General features: G+C 36.8%; 20 protein-coding genes. 17 read left to right on the forward strand and 3 right to left on the reverse strand.

Translation table 11 applies throughout. The features are described from left to right. Positions 1 to 45: 45 nt before the first annotated feature. From topA to FB2170_RS09795, 7 genes are all read left to right on the forward strand, one after another. On the forward strand, positions 46 to 2,541 hold the full coding sequence (topA, locus tag FB2170_RS09765) for a type I DNA topoisomerase (RefSeq protein ID WP_013306390.1): 2,496 nt from the start codon (positions 46 to 48) through the stop codon (positions 2,539 to 2,541). 2 nt (positions 2,542 to 2,543) lie between these two features. Beyond that, a complete protein-coding gene (locus FB2170_RS09770; RefSeq protein ID WP_013306391.1) occupies positions 2,544 to 3,701 on the forward strand; it encodes a formimidoylglutamase in 1,158 nt (385 codons plus the stop codon). A 120-nt stretch (positions 3,702 to 3,821) separates the two neighbouring features. Continuing rightward, complete coding sequence (gldK, locus tag FB2170_RS09775; RefSeq protein WP_013306392.1) at positions 3,822 to 5,180, forward strand: gliding motility lipoprotein GldK; 1,359 nt, start codon at positions 3,822 to 3,824, stop codon at positions 5,178 to 5,180. Between the two features lie 105 nt (positions 5,181 to 5,285). Beyond that, positions 5,286 to 5,936 (forward strand): gliding motility protein GldL, encoded by a 651-nt coding sequence (gldL, locus tag FB2170_RS09780; protein WP_013306393.1) that lies wholly within the window; start codon positions 5,286 to 5,288, stop codon positions 5,934 to 5,936. 55 nt (positions 5,937 to 5,991) lie between these two features. Beyond that, a complete protein-coding gene (gene gldM, locus FB2170_RS09785; protein WP_013306394.1) occupies positions 5,992 to 7,551 on the forward strand; it encodes a gliding motility protein GldM in 1,560 nt (519 codons plus the stop codon). A gap of 60 nt (positions 7,552 to 7,611) precedes the next feature. Continuing rightward, positions 7,612 to 8,514: a gliding motility protein GldN gene (gene gldN / locus FB2170_RS09790; protein WP_013306395.1), complete on the forward strand. Its 903-nt coding sequence runs from the start codon at positions 7,612 to 7,614 to the stop codon at positions 8,512 to 8,514. Positions 8,515 to 8,632: 118 nt separating this feature from the next. After that, positions 8,633 to 9,691 (forward strand): NAD(P)/FAD-dependent oxidoreductase, encoded by a 1,059-nt coding sequence (locus FB2170_RS09795; protein WP_013306396.1) that lies wholly within the window; start codon positions 8,633 to 8,635, stop codon positions 9,689 to 9,691. On the opposite strand, the gene FB2170_RS09800 is transcribed toward FB2170_RS09795, so the two are convergent. Further along, complete coding sequence (locus FB2170_RS09800; protein WP_013306397.1) at positions 9,678 to 10,064, reverse strand: DUF983 domain-containing protein; 387 nt, start codon at positions 10,062 to 10,064, stop codon at positions 9,678 to 9,680. The two genes, FB2170_RS09795 and FB2170_RS09800, sit on opposite strands and share 14 nt — an antisense overlap. A 65-nt stretch (positions 10,065 to 10,129) precedes the next feature. On the opposite strand from FB2170_RS09800, the gene FB2170_RS09805 reads away from it, so the two are divergent. The 7 genes from FB2170_RS09805 to FB2170_RS09835 all read left to right on the forward strand — a co-directional run bounded on the left by FB2170_RS09805 (position 10,130) and on the right by FB2170_RS09835 (position 19,623). Beyond that, complete coding sequence (locus tag FB2170_RS09805) at positions 10,130 to 12,043, forward strand: ABC-F family ATP-binding cassette domain-containing protein (RefSeq protein ID WP_013306398.1); 1,914 nt, start codon at positions 10,130 to 10,132, stop codon at positions 12,041 to 12,043. A 173-nt stretch (positions 12,044 to 12,216) separates the two neighbouring features. Continuing rightward, positions 12,217 to 13,092: a hypothetical protein gene (locus FB2170_RS09810; protein ID WP_148232091.1), complete on the forward strand. Its 876-nt coding sequence runs from the start codon at positions 12,217 to 12,219 to the stop codon at positions 13,090 to 13,092. A 127-nt stretch (positions 13,093 to 13,219) separates the two neighbouring features. Continuing rightward, positions 13,220 to 13,684, forward strand: a complete 465-nt coding sequence (locus tag FB2170_RS09815) for a MarR family winged helix-turn-helix transcriptional regulator (RefSeq protein ID WP_013306400.1) — start codon at positions 13,220 to 13,222, stop codon at positions 13,682 to 13,684. A gap of 8 nt (positions 13,685 to 13,692) precedes the next feature. After that, entirely contained in the window at positions 13,693 to 14,835 is a 1,143-nt protein-coding gene (locus tag FB2170_RS09820; RefSeq protein ID WP_013306401.1) for an efflux RND transporter periplasmic adaptor subunit, read from the forward strand. Next, entirely contained in the window at positions 14,835 to 18,059 is a 3,225-nt protein-coding gene (locus tag FB2170_RS09825) for an efflux RND transporter permease subunit (RefSeq protein WP_013306402.1), read from the forward strand. The genes FB2170_RS09820 and FB2170_RS09825 overlap by 1 nt, the downstream gene beginning before the upstream one ends. A 26-nt stretch (positions 18,060 to 18,085) precedes the next feature. Further along, the gene (locus FB2170_RS09830) at positions 18,086 to 19,438 is read left to right on the forward strand and encodes a TolC family protein (protein ID WP_013306403.1); all 1,353 of its coding nucleotides are present in this window, start codon (positions 18,086 to 18,088) and stop codon (positions 19,436 to 19,438) included. A 2-nt stretch (positions 19,439 to 19,440) separates the two neighbouring features. Continuing rightward, on the forward strand, positions 19,441 to 19,623 hold the full coding sequence (locus FB2170_RS09835) for a CPXCG motif-containing cysteine-rich protein (protein ID WP_041632788.1): 183 nt from the start codon (positions 19,441 to 19,443) through the stop codon (positions 19,621 to 19,623). 1 nt (position 19,624) lies between these two features. Here FB2170_RS09835 and FB2170_RS09840 read toward each other — a convergent pair whose 3' ends face one another. Both FB2170_RS09840 and FB2170_RS17035 read right to left on the reverse strand, forming a co-directional pair. After that, on the reverse strand, positions 19,625 to 20,641 hold the full coding sequence (locus tag FB2170_RS09840; RefSeq protein WP_262492788.1) for a CotH kinase family protein: 1,017 nt from the start codon (positions 20,639 to 20,641) through the stop codon (positions 19,625 to 19,627). A gap of 30 nt (positions 20,642 to 20,671) precedes the next feature. Then, the gene (locus tag FB2170_RS17035; RefSeq protein ID WP_013306406.1) at positions 20,672 to 20,971 is read right to left on the reverse strand and encodes a hypothetical protein; all 300 of its coding nucleotides are present in this window, start codon (positions 20,969 to 20,971) and stop codon (positions 20,672 to 20,674) included. Between the two features lie 342 nt (positions 20,972 to 21,313). On the opposite strand from FB2170_RS17035, the gene FB2170_RS09845 reads away from it, so the two are divergent. The 3 genes from FB2170_RS09845 to FB2170_RS09855 are packed head-to-tail and all read left to right on the forward strand — an operon-like array spanning position 21,314 to position 23,936. Further along, positions 21,314 to 22,321 carry a formylglycine-generating enzyme family protein gene (locus FB2170_RS09845; RefSeq protein WP_013306407.1) on the forward strand — a complete coding sequence of 336 codons (1,008 nt, stop codon included), beginning with the start codon at positions 21,314 to 21,316 and terminating at the stop codon, positions 22,319 to 22,321. Between the two features lie 36 nt (positions 22,322 to 22,357). After that, the gene (locus FB2170_RS09850) at positions 22,358 to 22,900 is read left to right on the forward strand and encodes a YceI family protein (RefSeq protein ID WP_013306408.1); all 543 of its coding nucleotides are present in this window, start codon (positions 22,358 to 22,360) and stop codon (positions 22,898 to 22,900) included. Positions 22,901 to 22,934: 34 nt separating this feature from the next. After that, complete coding sequence (locus FB2170_RS09855) at positions 22,935 to 23,936, forward strand: FAD:protein FMN transferase (RefSeq protein WP_013306409.1); 1,002 nt, start codon at positions 22,935 to 22,937, stop codon at positions 23,934 to 23,936. The last annotated feature ends 89 nt before the right edge of the window (positions 23,937 to 24,025 follow it).

Here is a 24,025-nt window from a genome sequence, read left to right on the forward strand (position 1 = left end):
GTAATTAAAAAATTCGACTACTTTTGTGACTTGAAAAACCAATCAATGGCAAAGAATTTAGTTATTGTAGAGTCACCGGCCAAGGCCAAGACCATAGAGAAATTTTTGGGAAAAGATTTTAAAGTTGAATCTAGTTTTGGACATATTGCCGATTTACCTTCAAAAGAATTGGGAGTTGATGTTGACAATGATTTTAAACCAAAATATATTGTTGACAAAGACAAGAAAGCACTTGTAAAAAAACTTAAGGATTTAGCGAAGAAAGCTGAGACCATATGGTTGGCGAGTGATGAAGATCGTGAAGGAGAAGCCATTTCCTGGCATCTTTCTGAGACCTTGGGCTTGGAAAAAGAAAAGACAAAAAGAATTGTTTTTAATTCTATCACAAAGTCTGCGATTCAGAAGGCCATTGAGAACCCTAGAGAAATAAATTATAATTTGGTTAACGCCCAACAGGCTAGAAGGGTTTTAGATAGGTTAGTGGGTTATCAATTGTCCCCTGTACTCTGGAAAAAAATAAAACCAGGTCTTTCGGCAGGGAGGGTACAGTCAGTAGCTGTACGTTTGATTGTTGAACGCGAACGTGAAATAGAAGCGTTTACGGCACAAGCATCGTTTAGGATATCAGCTGAGTTCAAAACAGAAAATGGAGGGGTGTTTACTGCTAAATTAGGAAAGACTTTCACAACTAAAGAAGAGGCAGAATCATTCTTGAATAAAAATATTGGAGCTAATTTTTCGATAGGTAGCCTTGATAAGAAACCTGCGAAAAAATCTCCTTCTGCTCCTTTTACCACTTCGACCTTGCAACAAGAAGCTTCAAGGAAATTGTATTTTTCTGTAGCGAGAACCATGCAAGTTGCTCAAAGGTTGTACGAGGCAGGACTCATAACTTATATGAGGACAGATAGTGTTAATCTTTCCGGTGAGGCAATAAATGCTGCTAAAGATGCCATTGTAGAAAATTACGGAGAACAATATAGTACTGTTCGAAATTTTAAAGGAAAATCTAAAGGGGCGCAAGAAGCGCACGAAGCGATTCGGCCTACAGATATGACTAGACAGTCTCCTTCTTTGGAACGTGATCAGTCAAAATTGTATGAGTTAATTTGGAAACGAACTATCGCCTCTCAAATGAGCGATGCCCAATTGGAGCGTACGAATGTTAAAATTAAAGCAAGCACCCATGCCAATGAATTCACGGCCAATGGTGAGGTGATTAAATTTGATGGTTTCCTTAAAGTTTATATGGAAGGCATTGATGATGAAGATACCTCGGAAGAACATGAGGGTATGTTGCCAGCGATGAATATTGGTGATGCCTTACATAATAATTATATTACGGCTACAGAACGTTTCTCCAGACCACCTTATAGGTTTACTGAGGCTTCATTGGTTAAAAAACTTGAAGAACTTGGTATTGGTAGACCGTCGACTTATGCCCCAACTATTTCAACCATTCAAAATAGAGGGTATATTGAAAAAGGATCTGTAGAGGGAAGTGAACGAAAGTATATTCAGTTTGTTTTGGAAGCTGGTTCAATAAAAGAAAAACAGCTTACAGAAACCGTTGGTTCAGATAAAGGTAAAATGGTTCCGACCGATATAGGAATGATTGTAAATGACTTCTTGGTTAGTCATTTTTCAAATATTTTGGATTACAACTTTACAGCGAAAGTCGAAGAGGATTTTGATGAGATTGCTGAAGGTGATGAAGATTGGCAGAAAGTAATGAAAGCTTTTTATAAAGATTTTCACCCAACGGTTTTAGATGTTGAGGAGAATGCTGATAGGGCAAGTGGAGAAAGGGTTTTAGGTAAGGACCCAAAGACTGGAAAGCAAGTGTCAGTGCGTTTGGGAAGATTTGGTCCTATGGTTCAAATTGGTACCGTTGATGATGAGGAAAAACCACAATTCGCAAGCTTGGCTCCAGACCAATCGTTGAACACCATTACTTATGAAGAGGCAATGGATTTGTTTAAGCTACCTAGAGAATTAGGGGTTTTTGAAGGAGAAGAAATCCAAGCCAATGTAGGACGGTTTGGTCCTTATGTCAAATTTGGAAAGAAATTCGTTTCATTGGCTAAAGGAGAAAGTGCAATGGATGTTTCTTTGGAAAGGGCCATTGAGCTAATAAAGGAAAAACAAAAGGCAGATGCTCCAATTGCATTATACGAAGGTAAGGATGTAATAAAGGGAGTTGGACGTTTTGGGCCTTTCATCAAGTGGGACGGAATGTTCATCAATGTGAATAAGAAGTATGATTTTGACAATCTTACCCAGGCGAATATTGAAGAATTGATTGAGGCCAAAAAGCAGAAAGAAATTGATAAGTTAATTCAAGAATGGCCAGAGGAAGGTATTCGAATTGAAAAGGCAAGATGGGGAAGGCATAACATCCTGAAGGGTAGGGTTAAGGTTGAATTGGCCAAAACGGTCGATGCAACAAAGATTTCTTTAGAAGAAGCAAAAAAATTGATTGAGAAGAAATCACCAAAGAGAAAAACAAAGGCAAAAGCAAAACCTAAAGCTAAGAAGTAAATATGGCATTCGATTTTTTGGTCCCTGTAGAAGATAGGGTTCTGGCCCATTCAGAATTATTACCGCCACAGGCACTTGGAAAACATATTTATGCGCACACAAAAAAGGACGGTTTGCCAGTATTGGCAAATGCGACCATAGCGATTTTGGGTGTAAAAGAATCAAGAAACGCCTTTGAAAAGAAACCAGAAAAGCTCGATGTTTCATCTATAAGAATTCAATTATACAAGTTACTTCTTGGTAATTGGGACTCAACAATTGTCGACATGGGTGATATTGAGGAAGGTGAAACAGTAGACGACACATATTTCGTAGTTAAAGAAATAATCGCCGGACTTTTAGAGGAAAATATCATACCTATTATATTAGGAGCTACACAAGATATAACCTATCCGGCATACCGAGCCTTTGATGGTATACGGGATATGATAAACTTAGTGGCGATTGATAGTAGATTTGATTTTGGAATGGAAGATGAATTGATTTCTTCACATTCGTATATGAGTAAGATAATTACTGACAAGCCGAACAATTTGTTTAATTTCTCAAACTTAGGATACCAAAGTTATTTTAATGCACAGGAAGAAAAGGATCTAATGGATCGTTTGTTTTTTGATGCCTACAGGTTGGGAGAATTAATTAAAGATGTATCATTGGCCGAACCTGTTTTGCGTAATGCACACATGGTAAGTCTAGATGCGCGTTCAATCAAAGCCAGTGAGATTGGTGTTTCTCCGAGTTTTTCCCCTAACGGATTTGATGGCCGAGAGATTTGTACAATAGCAAGATACGCTGGCCTCAGTGATAAGGTTAGTGTTTTTGGCATCTATGAAATGGAAAATATTGACCAGTCCTGTCAGCTCATTGCTCAAATAATTTGGTACTTTATTGAAGGGGTGAGTTTCAGGATCAATGAGACGCCCTATTCAAAATCTGAGGACTTCACAAAGTATACCGTTCCAACTGAAACAGAGCAGCTGGTCTATTATAAGAGTCATCTTACCGAGAGATGGTGGGTAGAGGTGCCTTCAATTCTGACTTCACATACTAAAGATGAATTAGCGGCGTTATTACCATGCACTGAACAGGACTATTTAGATGCATGTAATGATAATATTCCTGAAAGGTGGTTCAAGGCCTACAGAAAAGGCTTTAACTGATTTAAAATTTTTTACTGGATAATTGTACGAGATACAATAATTTACTCAAAACGTAGTTTTAGAGAGTAGAATAATAATTGTGTTTGCATTTATAACCTTAATCGAAATTTAACCTAAAGTATGAAGAAGCTATTGTTATCATCTATAGCATTTGTTTTTTTACTCACCAGTTGTGGGTCCAAAACAAAAGGAGAACTAACCGGCGTCCAAGGAAAAAAATGGTACCCGGAAAAACCTTATGGAATGGAATTGATCCCACGCGGATCTTTCATCATGGGTAAGAGTGAGGAAGACCAAGCTAAAGTTCTCAATGCACCAACCAAGACCGTTACCGTGCGTTCCTTTTATATGGATGACACTGAGATTACAAATAGTGAATATCGCCAGTTTGTAGAATGGGTACAAGATTCCATCACACGAACAAGAATGGCAATTTTGGCCGACGAATTGGGACTAGGTCCTGATGATGGCGGTATTGGTGAATACGCATTTAAAGATGCGGACACAACCAAGGCGTCAGTTTATGACAAGTATATGCTAGACAATTATTCTGGTATGGGTGAAACTGGTTATGAAGGTCGTGGATTGAACAAGGATATAGATTTAATTTGGGATGTTTCAGAGTATCCTGATGAGTACTATACTGAAGTAATGGTTGACTCACTTTATATTCCAGAAGAGGAATCTTATAACGGGCAAAGAACTTTTGACGTAACTAAATTAAAGTACAAATACAGTTGGATGGATATTGAAGCTGCTGCTCGTTCAAGAACTGGTAGTAGAAAAGATTTTATCATTCAAGAGGAATTGGAAATCTATCCTGATACAACAGTTTGGATTAGGGATTTTGAATATTCTTATAATGAGCCAATGCACAATGATTATTTCTGGCATGATGCTTATAGTGATTATCCAGTTGTTGGTATTTCTTGGAAACAAGCACAAGCTTTTTGTAATTGGAGAACTAAGTTCAAGAATGATGACCAAAAAAGTAAAGGCAAGCAATTTGTGAATAAATTTAGATTGCCAACTGAAGCCGAATGGGAGTATGCTGCAAGAGGTGGTATCGAAGGTGGTACATATCCTTGGGGTGGTCCTTATGTAATTAGTGATACTGGTTGTTTTATGGCAAACTTTAAACCACAGCGTGGTGATTATGCAGCCGACCAAGCTTTATATACGGTTGAGGCCAAGTCTTACGAGCCAAACGATTTTAACTTGTACAATATGGCTGGCAATGTATCTGAGTGGACAAACTCTAGTTATGACCCTAGTTCCTATGATTATGTTTCTACTATGAATCCTAATGGCGGTGACGGTAGTAACGCAAGAAAAGTAATCAGGGGTGGTTCTTGGAAAGATGTTGCTTACTTCTTACAAGTGAGTACAAGAGATTACGAATATGCTGATTCAGCACGTAGTTATGTAGGGTTTAGAACCGTACAGGATTATATGGGCGAAGAAGATTCAACCCAATAAAAAAGAATAAGTTTAAATCATTTATACATCTCGATTAATTTCGAGGACAATCAAATTTTAACCAAATACTTATTATTAACATAAACTAAAATTAAATTTAAAATTATGGCACAGTCAAAATCAACAAAAAAATTATTTAACATGGCCTATGGGCTTGGAGCATCCGTAGTAATTATTGGTGCATTATTCAAAATCCTTCACTGGGAATTTGGTCCTCTTACTGGTGGTCTATTATTGGCAGTAGGTCTTATTACTGAAGCACTTATTTTTGCTATTAGTGCATTTGAACCAGTAGAAGATGAATTCGATTGGTCTTTAGTATACCCTGAATTAGCCGGTGGTATGTCTAGTGGAAAAGATAATGAAATGGCTGAATTAAAAGAAACTGAAACTTCATTGTCCAAAAAATTGGATAACCTTCTTGAAGAAGCTGGTATTGATGCCAGTCTTATGGAAAGTTTAGGTTCTAGCATCAAGAATTTCGAAGGTGCTGCAAAAGGTATCGCCCCTACAGTTGATGCCATGGAGTCTACTCAGAAATATTCTGAGGAAATGGTACATGCTGCAGCTCAGATGGAATCATTGAATAGCTTATATAAAGTACAATTAGAGAGTGCTAGTAAGCAAGCTACAGTAAACGAAGAAGTAGTACAGAATGCAAGTGCGCTTAAAGATCAAATGGAATCTTTAGCAACTAACCTTTCTTCATTGAACGGTGTTTATGGTGGTATGTTAACTGCAATGAACAAAAGCTAATTAGAACGTTAGTCCAAACCCAAATCAAATAATCAATAATATCTAATTAGAAAAAATGGCAGGAGGTAAACAAACACCACGTCAGAAGATGATCAACCTTATGTACTTGATCTTCATCGCGATGCTGGCCTTAAATATGAGTAAAGAAGTATTAGCTGCATTCGGTATCATGAATGAAAAGCTAGAGGCTTCTAACATTAAGACTTCTGAAAGCAACGATGCTTTCTTGGGAAGTCTGGAAACTAAAGCATCTGAAGATGCTAAAAAGTACGGCGAATTATACCAAAACGGCCAAAAGATAAAGTCAATGTCTCAAGAGTATTTTGACTATCTAGAAGGAATTAAAACAGGTATGACCGAAGGCCTTGAAGACAAGAAGGACTATGCTCGTATGGATAACTCGGATTTCTTGGATCAAATGTTGTTCCAAGGAGATAACCTATCTAAAAAAGGTAAGGATTTCATGAAAAGACTTACTGATTATAGAGATCAAGTTGCCGCTATTGCTCCTGAAAGTTTAAAAGAAAACGTACTTGTGCGTTTTAAAACTGGAGATGAGAACGGTAAGGTTGAAAAAAGAGATGGTACAAAGCAAGATTGGATTAACTATCATTATGAAGGTTATCCGTTAGTAGCTTCTTTGGCTAAATTAACTGCGCTTCAGGCTGATGTTAAGTCAACCGAAGAAGATGCATTGAAATCAATGTTGGAAGGTGAGTTAACCAGCCAAGTTTCATTGACGAATTTTAGAACTTCATTAGCTGCAAGTAAATCTGCATTCTATTCAGGTGAAAAATATGATGGTAAAATCATTATCAGTAAAACTGATGCTTCATCAACTCCAGTAAGGGCAGAATTGACCCTTGATGGAAGAAAGCTTTCTGAAGGAAAAGATTATGCTTTGGAAGCTGGTGGAATCAAAATGCTTATCAGTGCCGGTTCTGCAGGTGATCATGAAGTTGCAGGTACGATGTTCTTTATGCAAGATGGTGAAGAGATTCCAGTTGAGGTTAAGAATAGCTTTGCAACGATAAGTAAGCCAAATGCCGCTTTAATAGCTGCTGATAAGATGAACGTTGTTTATCGTGGTGTTGCTAACCCAATGTCGATTTCTATTCCTGGTATTCCTGATAATAAAGTTACTGCTTCAGCTCCTGGTCTTTCCAAGAGAAGCGCCAGTAAATATGTTATGAATCCTGGAAAAGGTAGAACGGTAAGAATAGTTGCATCGGGTGTTTTACCTGATGGTCAACGTATTTCTACTCCAGCCGAGTTTAGAATTAAAGATATTCCAAGACCGGCAGGATCTATCCGAGGAGAATCAGGAAGTGCTAAAATGCCAAGAAAGAACTTGGAAATTGCAACGGTTGGAGCTTTATTGGAAGATTTTGATTTTGATTTGAATCTAAAAGTAAGTGGATTTAAATTCAAAGTCCCTGGTCAACCAACAGTGAGTGTTAATGGTAATAAACTAGACTCAAGAGCTAAATCGGCCTTAAAAAGAGCTAAGCGTGGTGATGCCGTTCAAATATTTGATGTGAATGCATACATTACGAACAACAAGAGTTATAAACTTAAAAAAGTGTCTCCGGTTGTTGTGGAGATTACGAACTAATAACAATTGAATGCCAGGTGGCATTAATGTTACCTGGCAAAATTTAAAATTGAATTAAACATGAATTGGAAGAATGTTTTATTAATCGGAGCCGTTAGTTTACTGCCCGCATCCATTTTGGCCCAAGCAAACATATTGAATGCGAAGAAGCCACAAGAAATTGGTGTGAGGACAGAAGCACAAAAAGCTTTGGACAATGATGCTCCTTTAGATTATGGTTATGTAGATGATAGGGATATCCTTTGGTCTAAAACCATTTGGGAGACCATTGACTTGGATGAGCGTGTTAATTTTCCATTATATTACCCTATTGATACGGTAGATATTGGTGCTGATAGGCGATCATTGTATGATGTTCTTTTGAAGAACATCAAGAGTGGAAAATTAGAGGACGTATATGTGGATTCATATTTTACTGAAAAACGAAAATTCAGTGAATTGGCCGCTACTTTGTCCAAAAAAGATACTACTGACATGGGATACGAACAGATAAATGCTGGCGAAGAACTCTCTGCTGAGTTTATAAATGAGCGAGATTTGACTGCCGCTGATATCGAAGAGTATCGTATTAAAGGAATGTGGTATTTTGACAAGCGCCAAGGAGAATTAAAATACCGTTTATTGGGTATTGCTCCTGTTGCTCCAGATGTTAACTTTATCGATGATGAATCTATGGATCCTGCTGATGCTAAGGTCGAACTTTTCTGGGTATGGTACCCAGGTGCCAGGCAGCTATTGCATGATGCTAAAGTATTCAACCAACGCAATTCGGCACAACCCATATCTTTTGATATGTTGTTGAACGCAAGAAGGTTCAATGGAGTCATCTATCGTGAGGATAATGTTCACGGAGACCGTAAGGTTAATGACTATATTGCAGATAATGCCCTGTTCCAGTTACTTGAGGCCAAAAGAATTAAAGAGGTCATAAGAGATAGGGAACAAGATATGTGGGCATATTAAGTATTAATTATTCCAATTCAATTTATAAAATAAAAACCCTGACGATACCGTCAGGGTTTTTTTGTGACTTTTCGATTCTGATTGCTCGTGTGCCTTTGAGATTGTATAATTTTACAAAATGATAGATTATTTGGTTGTTGGTTTAGGTTTGGCCGGTATTTCATTTTGTGAGCAATTAGAAGAAAATGACAAGAGCTATAGAGTGGTAAGTGATGGTTCCCAAATTTCTTCACTTGTGGCAGGAGGATTGTACAACCCTGTAGTTCTTAAAAGATTCACACTTGCCTGGCATGCAGATGTTCAATTAGAAGCTGCAATGCCTTTTTACAAAAAGTTGGAAACCAAGCTGGGGGTTAAGCTAAACCATGGCATCCCTATTTACAGAAAATTCGCTTCAATCGAAGAGCAAAACCTATGGTTCGAAGCTTCGGATAAGCCAAAATTGACAAAATTTCTATCTACGGAAATTATTGAAAATAATAATTTGGGTATTGATGCACCTTTTGGCTTGGGGCAGGTTTTACATACGGGGAGAATAGATACAGGGGCCTTGGTTGATGCTTATAAATCCTTTCTAGGGAAACGGGAAAATATTCTATCTGAAACTTTTGATTTTGACTGTGTCGACATCCTTGAGAATCATATAGAGTATAAATCATTTAAAGCTAAAAAAATTGTTTTTGCTACTGGTTTCGGATTAAAATCAAACCCATACTTTAATTACTTGCCATTAAATGGTAATAAAGGAGAGCTCTTGACGATTAAAGCACCCAACCTAAGAGAAGAAAATATAATAAAATCATCAGTGTTTATTATTCCATTGGGGAATGATTTCTATCGCGTAGGTGCCACTTATGACCGCACTGATAAATCAAATGATTCATCTGATAGAGCCAAAAGCGAATTGTTGCAAAAATTACATACGTTCTTAAAATGTGATTATGAGATAGTGAATCATGTTGCTGGCATTAGGCCTACGGTGTCTGACCGTAGACCTTTGGTCGGCGTACACCCTATACACCAAAATATGATGGTGTTGAATGGCTTTGGTTCGCGAGGGGTTTTGATTGCACCGACAGTTTCAAAACAGTTGTTTGACTTTATTGAATCTGGCAATCCACTTCCTCAAGAGATAGACGTTAAAAGGTTCTCAAAAAGATATTTTAGGAAGTCTTAATAGTGTTCGCGTCGTAATGCACAAAGAAATTAATCCAAATATTTCTTGACAAACGAATTATTACCGGCATGAAAGCAATCATTGTTCCCACGATGGCAATGAAGGCATTGATCAATGAGGAGCCTAGGAATAAATAGGAGATAATGAATGCGGCAACTGCGAATGCGATTCCTACTGCGTAGCTAACATACATGGCTCCATAAAAGAAGGAAGGCTCTATCTTGTATTTGGTATTGCATTGAGAACAACGCTCGTGCATTTTGAATAAACTTCCCAATCTATATGGGTTTTCATCAATATACATGCTTTCACAATGGCATTTAGGACAAGTTCCTGTTAAAATACTGTAGAGTTTGTTTCCTTTTTTTAACATTTGCAAAATGTTTTGGCGAAAATAAGGTATTGCTCGCTTTTCTAATGTAACATAGGTAACAAAATATGCTTAACATTCATAACCTTTCAGTCTCTTTTGGAGGTGAGTACTTATTCGAACAAATATCATTTAGATTAAATGCTGGGGACCGTGTTGGTTTAATTGGTAAAAATGGCGCAGGTAAATCTACTTTATTAAAACTGTTGTCCAAGGATATGGCAATTGATTCTGGAACAATTGCTACAGAAAAGAATGTAAAGATTGGCTTTCTTAGGCAGGATATAGATTTTGAGCAGGGGCGAACAGTTTTAGAAGAAGCGTATCACGCCTTTGAAGAGATAAAGGCGCTGGAGCTTAAGTTGGATAACATAAATCATCAACTCGCTGAGCGTACGGATTATGAAAGTGAAGGGTACCATCAGCTTATGGTCGATTTAAATGATTTTACCCATCATTATGAAATTATTGGAGGGTATAACTATCAAGGTGAGACTGAAAAAATTCTTCAAGGACTGGGTTTTAAGCGGGAGGATTTTGATAAAAAGACCGATACTTTCTCGGGAGGTTGGCGCATGCGGATTGAGCTGGCAAAGTTGCTTTTGCAAACCAATGATGTGCTTCTACTGGATGAGCCTACCAATCATTTGGATATTGAATCTATTATTTGGCTTGAACAGTTTTTGAATAATTATGCAGGCGCTGTGGTTATAGTTTCACATGATAAGATGTTTTTGGATAATGTGACCAATAGGACAATTGAAATCTCATTGGGAAGAATTTACGATTACAATAAACCTTATTCTAAATTTTTAAAACTTAGGGGTGAAATAAAAGAACAGCAACTTAACGCCCAGAAGAACCAGGAAAAGGAAATTCAACAGGCTGAAAGATTAATTGAGAAGTTCAGGGCAAAATCAACCAAGGCTTCAATGGCGCAATCCCTTATCAAGAAATTGGATAAGATGGAGCGTATTGAGGTTGACCAAGATGATAATGCAGTAATGAACCTGCGTTTTCCAATATCTGTTACCCCTGGAAAGGTAATCGCTGAGATTACGGAATTATCCAAGAATTATGGAGACAATTTAGTGCTCCAAAATATTGATATGTTATTGGAACGGGATAGTAAAACTGCTTTTGTGGGGCAAAATGGACAAGGTAAATCAACTCTGGCTAAAATAATGGTGGGTGAATTGGAACATGAAGGTATGTGCAAATTGGGGCATAATGTACAGATAGGCTATTTTGCCCAAAACCAAGCTGAGTATCTAGATGGTAGAAAAACGGTTTTAGATACAATGATAGACGCGGCAAATGAAAAGAACAGAAGTAAGGTGCGCGATATATTGGGGTCTTTTCTTTTTAGAGGCGAGGAGGTAGATAAATATGTGAAGGTGCTTTCAGGTGGTGAGCGTAACAGACTGGCCTTGGCCAAAATGTTGCTGCAACCTTTTAATGTACTGGTTATGGATGAGCCTACCAACCACCTCGATATTAAATCTAAGAATGTATTGAAACAAGCCTTGCAAAATTTTGAGGGTACTTTGATTCTTGTTTCTCATGACAGAGACTTTCTGCAAGGGCTGACTAATAAAGTTTATGAATTCAGAGATAGGAAAATAAAAGAGTATTTGGGTGATATAGATTTTTATTTGGAACAGCGAAAAGCGGCAGATTTCAGGGCTATAGAAAAGGAAAAAAAAGAAAGTGTCAAGAGAGTTAAGACAGATAAGCAATCCAATTCCTTTGAAGCTCAAAAGAAATTAAAATCACTTAAGAACAAACTAAGTACTATAGAAAGTAAAATAGCATCATTAGAAAAAGAGATTAAGACTATAGATCATGATTTATTAATGGATTATGACACAACTATAGCAAAACCGGATTTTTTTGACTCCTATCAAGGTAAGAAGAAAAGTTTGGAAGAACTTATGGAGCGATGGGAAAAAATAACCATTGATTTGGAGGAATACAATTAATTATTACTTGAGGTTCCTTTATTTTTTTCCTACACCACACATTTTATTACTTTCACAACATTGAAGGGCGCTTTAACGATAAAAGTTGCATTTTGACCGTTATTGATATTAAATTTGTAGGGTAATTCCTAATATTTTAGATTACAGGAAAAGCATATTGAATGATGGGTGTTATGAAAAAAATGTTTTGTTTATTGGTGATGGGCGTTTTGTTCGGCAATATAATGTTAGCTGAAATTTCTATTGAGGAAAAGCAGGCGTTAATTGATTTATATGAAAGCACTAATGGCGACGGATGGAAGAATTCCTGGGATGTTAATTCATCTTATAGTACTTGGTATGGTGTTAAAGTGGTCAATGATCAGGTGGTTGAAATTAACCTGTTTCATAATAACTTATCTGGGACTTTACCGCAGAGTATTTCTAAACTTGTTCATTTACGAAAATTGAATTTGGCATTTAATTCAATAACCGGCCAACTTCCTAATGGTATTGGATTATTGGCAGAGATGAGAGTTTTTAAATTAGAAATGAACCGTTTAAAAGGACAAATACCTAACTCAATTGGTATGATGGTTAAGCTTGAAGAATTTTCCATATACAATAACTTTATTTCAGGAAGTATTCCTGAAAGCATGGGAAATCTTAAAAATTTAAGAATACTGAACCTTTCTAGTAATAACCTTAAAGGTGCAATTCCTAATTCGTTGGGAAGCCTTATTAAATTAGAAAACCTAGGTCTTTTTGAGAATGGATTGGACGGTGAAATTCCTAAAGAGATAGGGAATTTGACAGGGCTAAAGGAGTTGGTATTGGCAAATAATCAATTAGGAGGTGAGATTCCTGCCGAATTTGGACAATTGGCCAGTTTGGAAGTTTTTCAAATTCAAAATAACAATTTCAATTCATTTGAGAATTTAGGAATGATGGATACACAGGGAATTTTGGTTTTTGATTACGATAAGGATGAGGGAAATATAGATTTTAAAGATATTAATTTTAGCAAAACTAGGATGGCAGACACAAAGTTTGAAGATGTTGATGATTAGTAAGTGATTCATAGTTTTAGTTAGTTTGTTTAAAGGGATGCGAAAGCATCCCTTTTTCAATTTTGTTTAGTAAATTTTTAACATTAGTTGTATATGCAACTAATGTTATTTTTTGTAGTTTCGCCCGGTGAAATCGAAGGATAACTATATAGATTTTGAAAATTCAATTGGTCCGTGGTTAGGAAAAACTTCTAAGATTCTTGATTATCATTTGCTTGAACTTTTTTCAAAGCAAGGATTGGATTTAAGTAAGGAGCAAATGATCACATTAAAGAAGCTGCATGATAAAGATGGTCTTAACCAGAATGAGTTGGCATTTCTTACTTTTCGTGATAAGTCCTCGTTGGCTCGTTTACTATCTAAAATGGAAAAGAAAGGATTTATATTAAGAAAGAAGGGTAAAGAGGATAAGAGGATCAATGAGGTGTTCTTAACACAAAGAGGTCGGGAGGTTTTTAAACAAACAATTCCTATTCTAAAGGGATTTATCACAAGGATGGAGCAGAATATTTCTATTGAAGAGAAAAGAAAAGTAATTGGAATACTAAAAAAAGTGCAATTTAATTTCACGCAGGAAAAGGCAGCGTTATAACCAACATTATGAGAAAGTTAATATTAAGTGTTTTAGGTGTTTTGCTAATTGTTGCAGCTGTTTTTGCTGCTAAATGGATTATTGATAGTAAAACCAATAAAAGACCAAAAGTTGATAAGGTAATCAAAACGGTATTCGTAGAGAACGTGCAAAATGGTACAGTTCCCATAGTGGTGCCGGCCAACGGTAACCTGAAAGCAAAAAACCGTATGGAGCTTTATTCAGAGGTTCAAGGTGTTTTTAGAAGAGGTAATAAATTGTTTCGCCCCGGACAAAAATATAGAAGGGGTGAAACCGTAATTCGTATTGATGCTTCTGAATATGGTGCAAATGTGCAATCGGCCAAAAGTAATCTTTATAATCAGCTGACTTCAATTATGCCTGATTTAAGATTGGATTATCCAGATATTTTCCCCAAATGGCAAGCATACTTGACTGGTTTTGATATGGCTAAGACCACACCTGAACTTCCAAAAATGAGTACTGAAAAAGAAAAATTCTTTATTTCGGGTCGCGGTATTCTAACCACGTATTACAATGTTAAGAATATGGAGCAGCGTTTGTTAAAATATAGGATTGGAGCGCCGTTTGATGGTGTTTTGACAGATGCATTGGTTACTGAGGGGACATTAATACGAGCTGGGCAAAAATTAGGTGAATTCATAAACGTAGGCATTTATGAGCTAGAAGTTGCCGTCAGCAAAAATTATAGTGACCTACTAGAAATTGGGAAACAAGTAGAACTCACCAATCTTGATAATACAAAAACATATTTGGGTAAAGTCAACCGTATCAACGGTAGTGTTGACCAAGCCACACAAACTATCCGGGCCTTTATTGAAGTAAAAGATAAAAACCTAAGAGAAGGTATGTATTTAGAGGCGAACTTAGATGCCAAAGAAGAAATCGAGGCGATTGAAATTGATAGGAATCTATTGTTGGAAAACAACCAAATGTTTATTGTCCGCGATTCAATATTGGATTTAATAGATGTTGACCCTGTTTATTTTTCGGATAAAAAAGTAGTCTTAAAAGGAGTTCCCAACGGCACTACAATATTAAGTAAGCCGCTGATGGGTGCTTATACTGGAATGTTGGTTAAAAAATATGAAGCGAAAGCTAACGTTGAATCAGCAAAACCTGGAATGTAATGAGGAATGTAATCTCGTATTTTATTAAGTACCATGTAGCGGTCAATGTTATTATCATTGCTTTTGGCATATTTGGGGTACTTGGAGCCCTTTCTTTAAAGTCATCATTTTTCCCTTTAACAGATTCAAAAAATGTCTTTATAAACATTACATATCCTGGTGCTTCGCCTCAAGAAGTTGAGGAAGGTATTGTTCTGAAGATTGAGGATAACTTAAAAGGCCTAGAAGGTGTCGACCGAGTTACTTCTACTTCGAGAGAAAACAGCGGTAGTATCAATGTAGAGATTGAAAAGGGGAGGGATATAGATTTCATGCTTTTGCAGGTTAAGAATGCTGTAGACCGCGTGCCAACTTTTCCAACGGGTATGGAACCTTTAATCGTGTCCAAGTTGGAAGCGATACGACAGACGATAAGCTTCGCTATTAGTGGGGAAAACGTACCTCTGGCTACATTAAAACAAATTGGGAGACAAATTGAAAACGATATTAGGGCGATTGAAGGTATCTCGCAAATTACCATTTCTGGTTATCCACAGGAAGAAATAGAAATTGCCGTTAATGAGAATAGCTTGCTGGCCTATAATCTTTCATTTACCGATGTTTCGAGAGCTGTAGGGAATGCCAATATCTTGGTTACCGGTGGTAATATTAAAACCAGCGCTGAGGAGTATCTGATCCGTGCTAATAATAGATCATATTACGGTAATGAACTTTCAAATATTATTGTAAAAGCTGATCCTAATGGCCAAACTATTCGTCTGAAAGATGTGGCAATTATTCGTGATCGATTCTCAGAAACTCCAAATGCGTCATATTTTAATGGAAACATGTCGGTCAGTACGACAATAACCAGTACAAACACCGAAGATTTAATCGATTCGGCTCAAAAGGTGAGGGATTATGTTGATGATTTCAATCAAAAATATGCTAATGTTCAGTTGAGTGTAGTAAGTGATCAATCAAAGACATTGACTCAGAGAACTGAATTGTTGACTGAAAATGCCATAATGGGTATAGCATTGGTACTGTTGTTTCTTTCCTTGTTCTTGAATACAAGATTGGCTTTTTGGGTGGCATTTGGGCTCCCCATTGCCTTTTTGGGCATGTTCGTTTTTGCCGGTTTTTTCAACGTTACAATCAATGTACTGTCCTTGTTTGGGATGATTATTGTAATCGGTATCCTAGTTGATGATGGAATTGTGATTGCCGAAAATATTTATCAGCATTATGAAAAAGGTAAATCTCCTATACAGGCAGCTGTCGATGGTACGATGGAAGTAATTCCTCCCATAGTTTCTGCAATTATTACAACGATCTTGGCTTTTTCTATCTTTTTGTTTTTAGACGGTAGAATTGGCGAATTTTTTGGTGAGGTTTCTGTTATTGTGATTTTGACACTTGTGGTTTCCTTGGTTGAGGCCCTTATTATTCTTCCAGCGCATTTGGCACATTCCAAGGCATTGCAGCCTGTAGATAAAAAAGAAAAAACGGGTATTGCAGCCGCTTTTGCCAAGCTTAGAGTCATTAATCAAGCAGGTGATCGTTTTATGAAGTGGATGAGAGACAATTGGTACAGCCCTGTACTAAAGTTTGCTTTGAAATACAAGATGTTGACTTTCGGGATTTTTGCAATGTTATTGATTTTGACTTTTGGGTCTATTGGTGGAGGGATAATAAGAACATCTTTTTTCCCGCAAATAGCTAGCGATAGGGTGCAGGTTGAGTTACTCATGCCGAATGGGACAAATGAAAAAGTAACCGATTCCATAATTTCATTGATAGAGGAAAAGGCAGAAATAGTAAATCAAGAACTTACTGAAGAGTACTTGAAAGGCACAGAGAATGTTCTTTTTGAGAATGTGATTAGAAGGGTAGGGCCAGGCTCATCGGCCGCTACTTTAACCATTAATTTACTTCCTGGAGAGGAAAGACCGGATGCGGTAAGATCTAGTTTGGTTTCAGGTCGTTTAAGGGAATTGGTTGGTCCGGTTATTGGAGTTGAAAGTTTAATTTATGGATCTGGTGGTAATTTTGGAGGAGACCCGGTTTCAGTTTCTCTTCTAGGTAATAATATTGAAGAATTAAAAGCCGCCAAGAATGAACTAAAGACTGCCATGGTCAATAATTCAGCTCTTAAAGATGTTGCGGACAATGACCCGGCCGGTATCAAGGAAATACGATTGGAGCTTAAAGACAATGCGTATTTATTGGGATTGGATTTAAGAACAATTATGAATCAAGTAAGAGCTGGTTTCTTTGGGACACAAGCTCAACGATTTCAGCGAGGACAAGATGAAATAAGGGTTTGGGTACGTTATGATCGTGACAATAGATCCTCAATTGCAGATTTGGATGAAATGCGAATTGTTACCCCAAGTGGCAATCGTGTTCCCCTAAAAGAAATAGCCAGTTATAGTATAGAAAGGGGAGATGTCGCTATCAACCGATTGGAAGGGAGACGCGAAATTCAAATAACAGCAGATTTACAAGATGCCAATACAACTAGTGCAACAGATATAATGGCAGAAATACAAAACGATGTCATGCCAAATATTTTGGCCAAATATGCAACAGTAACTCCTTCCTACGAAGGTCAGAACAGGGAAGCTGGAAAAATGATGAAATCATTGAATGTTGTAGGGGTTGCGGTTTTGTTGTTGATCTATATTACCATCGCGTTTACTTTTAGAAGTTTCAGTCAGCCATTAATGCTATTGTTGCTTGTGCCTTTCAGTATTACAGCCGTGGGATGGGGGCACTGGATTCATGGTTTCCCAATTAATATTCTTTCTGGCTTGGGAGTAATTGCACTAATTGGAATTATGGTAAATGATGGACTGGTACTTATAGGTAAATTCAACGGAAACCTGAGACAAGGAATGAATTTTGATGATGCACTTTATGAAGCAGGGCGATCACGATTCAGGGCTATTTTCTTAACCTCTATTACCACGATAGCAGGTCTTGCACCTTTAATGCTTGAAACTAGTAGACAAGCACAATTTTTGATACCAATGGCCATTTCAATCGCATACGGAATTGGTTTCGCAACTGTATTAACCTTAGTGATGCTACCCATATTTCTTTCTTTCAGTAACAAGGTAAAAGTTAGTACAAAATGGTTGAAAACTGGTAATGAAATCACCAAAGAGGAAGTTGAGAGAGCTATTAAAGAGCAAGCAGATGAGGCCCATTTGAGTGGCAATCTTTCACAAGGACATTAAGTTATAATATACTGAAGTAAAGAATAATGAGAAATAGAATATTTTTTTCAATCTTAATTTCAAGTTTGTTTTTCTTGGGAATGCAAGCTCAAGACAAACTACTATCCAAAGAAGAGGCAATGGCTTTGGCATTGGAAAATAACTATGGGATTAATGTGGCCAAAAACCAAGTTGAAGCTGCAAAAAACAATAAGAGTATATTAAACTCTGGATACCTGCCAACGATCACTGGGACGGCGGGCGCCAATTATAATAGGGATGATTCTGTTATTGAATTCCCCGGGCAATTAAATCAAGATGGTACAGCAAGGGCAGATGTTGATATATACAAGGCAGAAGCTCAACGCTATAATTCATCCTTAACTGCGAACTATACCTTATTTGATGGTTTGGGAAGACATTATAATTTCAAAAAGCTAAAAGAGCAATATCAATTAAGTGAGTTACAAGCAAGGGAGACTATTGAGAATACTATGTTGCAATTGTTCAGTGTATATTTTGAAGTCGCAAGACTAACAGAAAACGAGAATGTTCTCAAACAGGCATTGGAGATTTCGAGGGATCGTTTTAAAAGATCGGAGTATGCTTTTGAATATGGTCAAAATACCAAATTAGATATTCTTAATGCACAGGTTGACATTACCAATGATAGTATTAATGTTTTGAATGCAAGGCAAAGATTGGTCAACACAAAGCGTGATCTAAATGTTCTTTTGAACCAGAATTTGAGTGAACTTTATTCGGTAGATACATTGATTGCATTTGTTCCTATGCTACAATTAGAAGAGTTTATTGAGCAAGCGATGTTAAACAATGTTGCCATGCTGCAAACGGATAAGACATTGAATATAAATGCTTATGATATAAAAGTCCAAAAATCAGGTTATTTGCCTAAAGTTGGCTTAAATGGATCATATGGTTGGAATTTGAACCAGAGCGCAGCTTCTGCCTTTTTTCCGGGTACCAATACTGATACATGGAATTTTGGGTTGGGAGCAAGCCTCACATGGAATCTTTTTGATGGAGGCGGAACTAATGTAAGGGTGAGAAATGCAAAGATCGCATTTGAAAACCAAGAACTTTTGAAAAAGCAGATTGAATTGGAAGTAAATCGTGATATACAAAATGCGTTGGCTATTTATGAGAATCGACTCAAGATATTTCACATACAGGAACAAAATGTAATAACCAATCAGAATAATTTTGAACGCTCAAAAGAACAGTTTCAATTGGGTAGGATTACTTCAATCGCGTTTAGACAGGCGCAGATCAATTTATTGAATGCTCAGACAAATAAGAACTTGGCGAAATATGACGCAAAACTGTCTGAACTTCAGTTATTACAATTAACAGGTCAATTGCTAAATGTAGAATTGTAAAAGTGTTAGAGCACCATTTTCAATGCCCTTTTTGCTGGGAAGAAATATCTATGTTGATAGACTCTTCAATTAAGTCCCAAACCTATATCGAGGACTGTGAGATTTGCTGTAATCCTATTGAAATTGTAGCTAGATTTCAAAAAAATGAGCTTGTTGAATTTGGGGCAAAAAGTATAGAACAATAGTCTAATTGTTTCTGGCGTATTCAAGTTTGAGCTTTAATTCATTTACTTGCTCTTCCCATCTTTCCAATGAAACAGCATCATCATGAAGATTTCTTGCCTCAATGGTTGCTTCTCTTATTTGAGTAGACCATTTGTCTATTAAACGATTGGTGTTAATAGCTGTCATAGGACCATTGATTAGCTGACTCTTTTTTTGATTTAATTCTTCTGTAAAACTTGCCCATCCAGAGGTTAGCTTGTCACATGATGCAGAACGTTGCATTAGCGGCCCTGCATTAAATGGTTCGCAATTTGCCGTTATTTGACCTAAAGGGTCAACCACTTGAGTCCATGGGTTTTCAACTTCTATTATATTTTCAAAGGAATTGTCCAGATCCCAAGGTATTAAATGAATTTTATTTTGTTCAACGTCCTCGTACCAGTAGTAGTTATGACTACTACACCATCCATCACTGCAGTACCAATGAAAAACCCCATCATCATTTTTAATTGTACGGTCCACCACAATGTAAGATGTGATTTTATCAATATCCATCCAATTATTTATTAATTCGGGCATATCAGTTACATCTGCACTTGAAATTTCTTCGGCAAAAGACATCATAAGCGCAACTGATGGGTTTTCGTCTTCATTGGTTTTAAGGTGATCTTTATAATCTTGCTCCCCATATGTTTCTCCAAATTGGTCCACTGGCCAAATTTCTTTGTAAAGATTATTCTCTCCATCTTCAAAATTAAGACGTGTAAACCTTCCATCAATTTGCTCTGTCAAGGCAAAAAGTCCATTGAATTCTCCATTTATCAACAATCGAGCATGTACCGATCTAGGCGCAGGCACGCCCATTGATCTAAAAAGATAATAACCCATACGTTCTTTCATTTGGGTGTCGTCCGCACGTTGTGAGTGGAATTGCAATTTTTTAAGCCCATAGAACTTGTCATCGGTGCCCTTCCAGTTGAACTTTACTTTCATTGAAAGTTTTGTACATGTTTTGCTCCCTACTGGGCCATCTTCAATTCCACCTGAGACACAGTCAACAAATGCCGCCTAAGAGCCTTTGTATCGGATTCCTACTTTCTCAATAGTTTCTCCTTCAAAAGTTAAACTCCCTTCAACATACTGTTCAGCTCCTGGATCCGCGTTTATTTGCTGTAAGGATGGTTCGGGTAAGTTGAGTTCAAAGGTATGTAAGACGTCGTCGTTAAAAATGTAATCTGACTTTAATTCTTTATAATTTGGTTTTTCAGGATTTTCAACATCTGGACCGTCAATATTAATATCATCAGATTTACAGGAAGCAAAAATTAGGACAAAAGCCATTATCCAATATTTCAAGTAATTTTTCATAGCATAAAGTTTCTTCGCAATGATGAATGACGCATGATTCTTGCATGCTTTAATTCAAAAGCATGTAAAAAAAACTTGTTTTTTTCAAAATACACTGTTTTTATAAAAGTTTTGGATATAATAAAAGATTATATAGCTGAACTGAGAGGTTTTTGGTTTTACTGTACGATTCAAATTATAGAATGGAACAAAAATTGCTAACTAAATAAGTAGATTTTGTTAAATGGTTTCATATATTCAATTTGATTTGAAAATCCCTAAAATTAACGGCCTGAATACTGTTAATTAATGGTAAAATTTAATAATTTTATTAAAAATTAACCAATAAGAATACACCTGATCATGACCATTCAAAGAATCACTTTTCTTGTATCATTTTTCACTGTTTTTTTTAGTATTCAATCCTGTAAAACCACTAGCGCAGTTGCAGAACCTGTCAAAGCGAAAGCAAATGAAGTTTACACTGAAACCGTGCCTATAGCCAATGTATCATTTGACATGGTTTTAATCCCTGAAGGGGATTTTCTCATGGGAAGCCCTAAAGGTGAAGAATTTAGAAAAGACGATGAGGGACCACAAAAGAAAGCCTCATTAGATGCCTTTTGGATGGGAAAACATGAGGTTACATGGGAAATGTTTCAATTGTTCTTTAAACAAAATCAAGAATTATTTACTGAGTTAGAACCAGATAAGCTCTCTGCCATAGATGCAATTACCAGACCAAGCCCCCCATACGAGGATCCGTCTTATGGAATGGGAAAAGATGATTTTCCAGCTGTAAGTATGTCAACCTATTCTGCACTTGTTTTTTGTAAATGGTTGAGTGAGATTACAGGAAAGTTGTACCGGCTGCCAACTGAAGCAGAATGGGAATATGCCGCTAGGGCTGGTTCAAATACAGCATACGAGTTTGGAAATTCAGAAGAAGATATAGATAAGTACGCGGTGTATTATAAAAACTCAAACGGTAAGTATGCCAGAGTTGGTTCAAAGCTTCCGAATAAGTGGGGACTTCATGACATGCATGGTAATGTTGCCGAGTGGACAATGGATCAGTATAAAGCCGATGCTTACGCAAATACTGAAGAAAAAAATCCATGGGTAATACCAAGAGTATTTCACCCTAGGGTGATTCGTGGCGGTTCTTGGGATGATGATGCAAAGAGTTTAAGGTCTGCTGCAAGAATGGCATCAAGTGTAAAATTGCAGAAAAGAGATCCACAGATACCAAAAAGTTTTTGGTGGTTTACAGATTCCAATTTTGTTGGTATGAGATTGGTGAGTCCAAAAGTGCAGCCAAGCAAAGAAGAACAACAAAAATATTGGCAAATGGTGCTTGATGAGGGGTAGTGATTTTGAAAAAAATGTATAATAAATAGTTTAAAAATGAAAAATTTAATAATTGCATTATTTACGATAGGGTGTTTCTCAATTGCCTGGTCACAAGAAAAATATTCTTTATCAAGTGAGAGTTCGCTGACGGTTGACGGATCTTCAACTTTACATGATTGGACCGTAACTGCTAATACCATTGATGGGGCATTGATTAATGAGGGCAATGTTCTCAAAGAGGTGTCCTTTAGTGTTGAAGTTGCGAGCATTATAAGTGAACGTGGTAAAACGATGGATAAGAAAACTCATAATGCACTTAAAAAGGAAGAGCATCCTCAGGTTTTATTTTCGGCTGCCAACGTCGCTTTTTCAGGAGGTGATAACCAAAGTATTTCAGGTAAATTAAATATTGCGGGAGTTGAGAAAGATGTTGTGTTTTCAACTACCATTAAGAATACAGGGGATTTACAAATAACTGGAAACTACAAAATCACCCTGCAGGACTATAATATGGAGCCGCCAACGGCAATGTTCGGGTCAATTGTAGTTGGTGACGATGTAACCGTAAATTTTGACTTAATATTTGTGAAGAATTAATAGCTCCCGAAGATATAGAATTGTTGTCCGGAAAATGTTTCTGGTTAAATGGCTATTGGTGTTTTTCTCCTTTTTAGTATGTTTTTCCTCTTTGGCCCAGGAGCGTTTTGAATATTCTTATCAACAAATGGGCACTCAGATTAAGCTCATTTTTTATTTTGACCAAAAGTCTGAAGCAGATGAAATTGCCGACAAGGCTTTTAGAAGAATTGATGAATTAAACCAAATCTTAAGCGATTATGAACCTAGCAGCGAACTAAATCGCTTAACTAGAAATACGAAGAAGGATTTTGCAGTTAGCAATGACCTTTATAGAATTTTGAAATCTTCAGTCAAGATTTCAAAAATAACCAAAGGAGCTTTCGATATCAGTACCGGATCATTGATCCGGCTTTGGAGAGAAACCCATAAGACTAAAGCTCTTCCTTCAAAATCCAAATTGAATAAGGCAAAAAGAAAAATGGGGTTTGAACATATTTCTTTTAGAGACCCCAATATTGTCAATTTGAATAACAAAGGAATACAATTGGATTTGGGGGGCATTGGCAAAGGGTACACCGCTGATCAAATAATAAAACTTTTGAACTTAAATGGTGCCACTTCTGCTTTGGTTGATATGGGAGGGGATATTTGTGTAAGTAATCCGCCACCAAATAGAGAAAATTGGGCGTTGGCTTTTTCCCATTATAATAAAGAGGGGGAAGAAATCATTAAAAAAATAAAACTTAATAATGCCGCCGTGGCTACTTCTGGCGATTTATATCAATTTATTGAAATAGAAGGTGAAAGATATTCCCATATAATCAATCCTATTACCGGCATGGCCTTGAGAAATAGTATTCAAGTAACTACGATAGCCAAAACGGCTACTGAAGCCGATGCGTTCGCATCGGCATTCAGTGTTCTTGGAATTGAACGGACTAGGACATTGAAGCCAAAACTGAAAAATATACATGCTTTTATCATTGAAAGTAGATTAAAAAATCAAAAAAGTTGGTCGAGTCCTAAGTTCAAAAGCTATATAGACACGAAATAGTCGAGTAGTTTTATTCGGGTTGAAATTTAAAGATTTATTAATTCACAGGATTCATTAACTTTAGACGAACTACAAAATCAATTTATGAA

It is taken from the genome of Maribacter sp. HTCC2170 (assembly GCF_000153165.2).
Classification (GTDB): domain Bacteria; phylum Bacteroidota; class Bacteroidia; order Flavobacteriales; family Flavobacteriaceae; genus Maribacter_A.

Bases quoted from the DNA above. Each gene is read 5' to 3' on its own strand.
- topA (WP_013306390.1), top strand. From the start codon at position 46: ATGGCAAAGAATTTAGTTATTGTAGAGTCACCGGCCAAGGCCAAGACC.
- FB2170_RS09770 (WP_013306391.1), top strand. From the start codon at position 2,544: ATGGCATTCGATTTTTTGGTCCCTGTAGAAGATAGGGTTCTGGCCCAT.
- gldK (WP_013306392.1), top strand. From the start codon at position 3,822: ATGAAGAAGCTATTGTTATCATCTATAGCATTTGTTTTTTTACTCACC.
- gldL (WP_013306393.1), top strand. From the start codon at position 5,286: ATGGCACAGTCAAAATCAACAAAAAAATTATTTAACATGGCCTATGGG.
- gldM (WP_013306394.1), top strand. From the start codon at position 5,992: ATGGCAGGAGGTAAACAAACACCACGTCAGAAGATGATCAACCTTATG.
- gldN (WP_013306395.1), top strand. From the start codon at position 7,612: ATGAATTGGAAGAATGTTTTATTAATCGGAGCCGTTAGTTTACTGCCC.
- FB2170_RS09795 (WP_013306396.1), top strand. From the start codon at position 8,633: ATGATAGATTATTTGGTTGTTGGTTTAGGTTTGGCCGGTATTTCATTT.
- FB2170_RS09800 (WP_013306397.1), bottom strand. From the start codon at position 10,064: ATGTTAAAAAAAGGAAACAAACTCTACAGTATTTTAACAGGAACTTGT.
- FB2170_RS09805 (WP_013306398.1), top strand. From the start codon at position 10,130: ATGCTTAACATTCATAACCTTTCAGTCTCTTTTGGAGGTGAGTACTTA.
- FB2170_RS09810 (WP_148232091.1), top strand. From the start codon at position 12,217: ATGAAAAAAATGTTTTGTTTATTGGTGATGGGCGTTTTGTTCGGCAAT.
- FB2170_RS09820 (WP_013306401.1), top strand. From the start codon at position 13,693: ATGAGAAAGTTAATATTAAGTGTTTTAGGTGTTTTGCTAATTGTTGCA.
- FB2170_RS09825 (WP_013306402.1), top strand. From the start codon at position 14,835: ATGAGGAATGTAATCTCGTATTTTATTAAGTACCATGTAGCGGTCAAT.
- FB2170_RS09830 (WP_013306403.1), top strand. From the start codon at position 18,086: ATGAGAAATAGAATATTTTTTTCAATCTTAATTTCAAGTTTGTTTTTC.
- FB2170_RS17035 (WP_013306406.1), bottom strand. From the start codon at position 20,971: ATGAAAAATTACTTGAAATATTGGATAATGGCTTTTGTCCTAATTTTT.
- FB2170_RS09845 (WP_013306407.1), top strand. From the start codon at position 21,314: ATGACCATTCAAAGAATCACTTTTCTTGTATCATTTTTCACTGTTTTT.
- FB2170_RS09850 (WP_013306408.1), top strand. From the start codon at position 22,358: ATGAAAAATTTAATAATTGCATTATTTACGATAGGGTGTTTCTCAATT.
- FB2170_RS09855 (WP_013306409.1), top strand. From the start codon at position 22,935: ATGTTTCTGGTTAAATGGCTATTGGTGTTTTTCTCCTTTTTAGTATGT.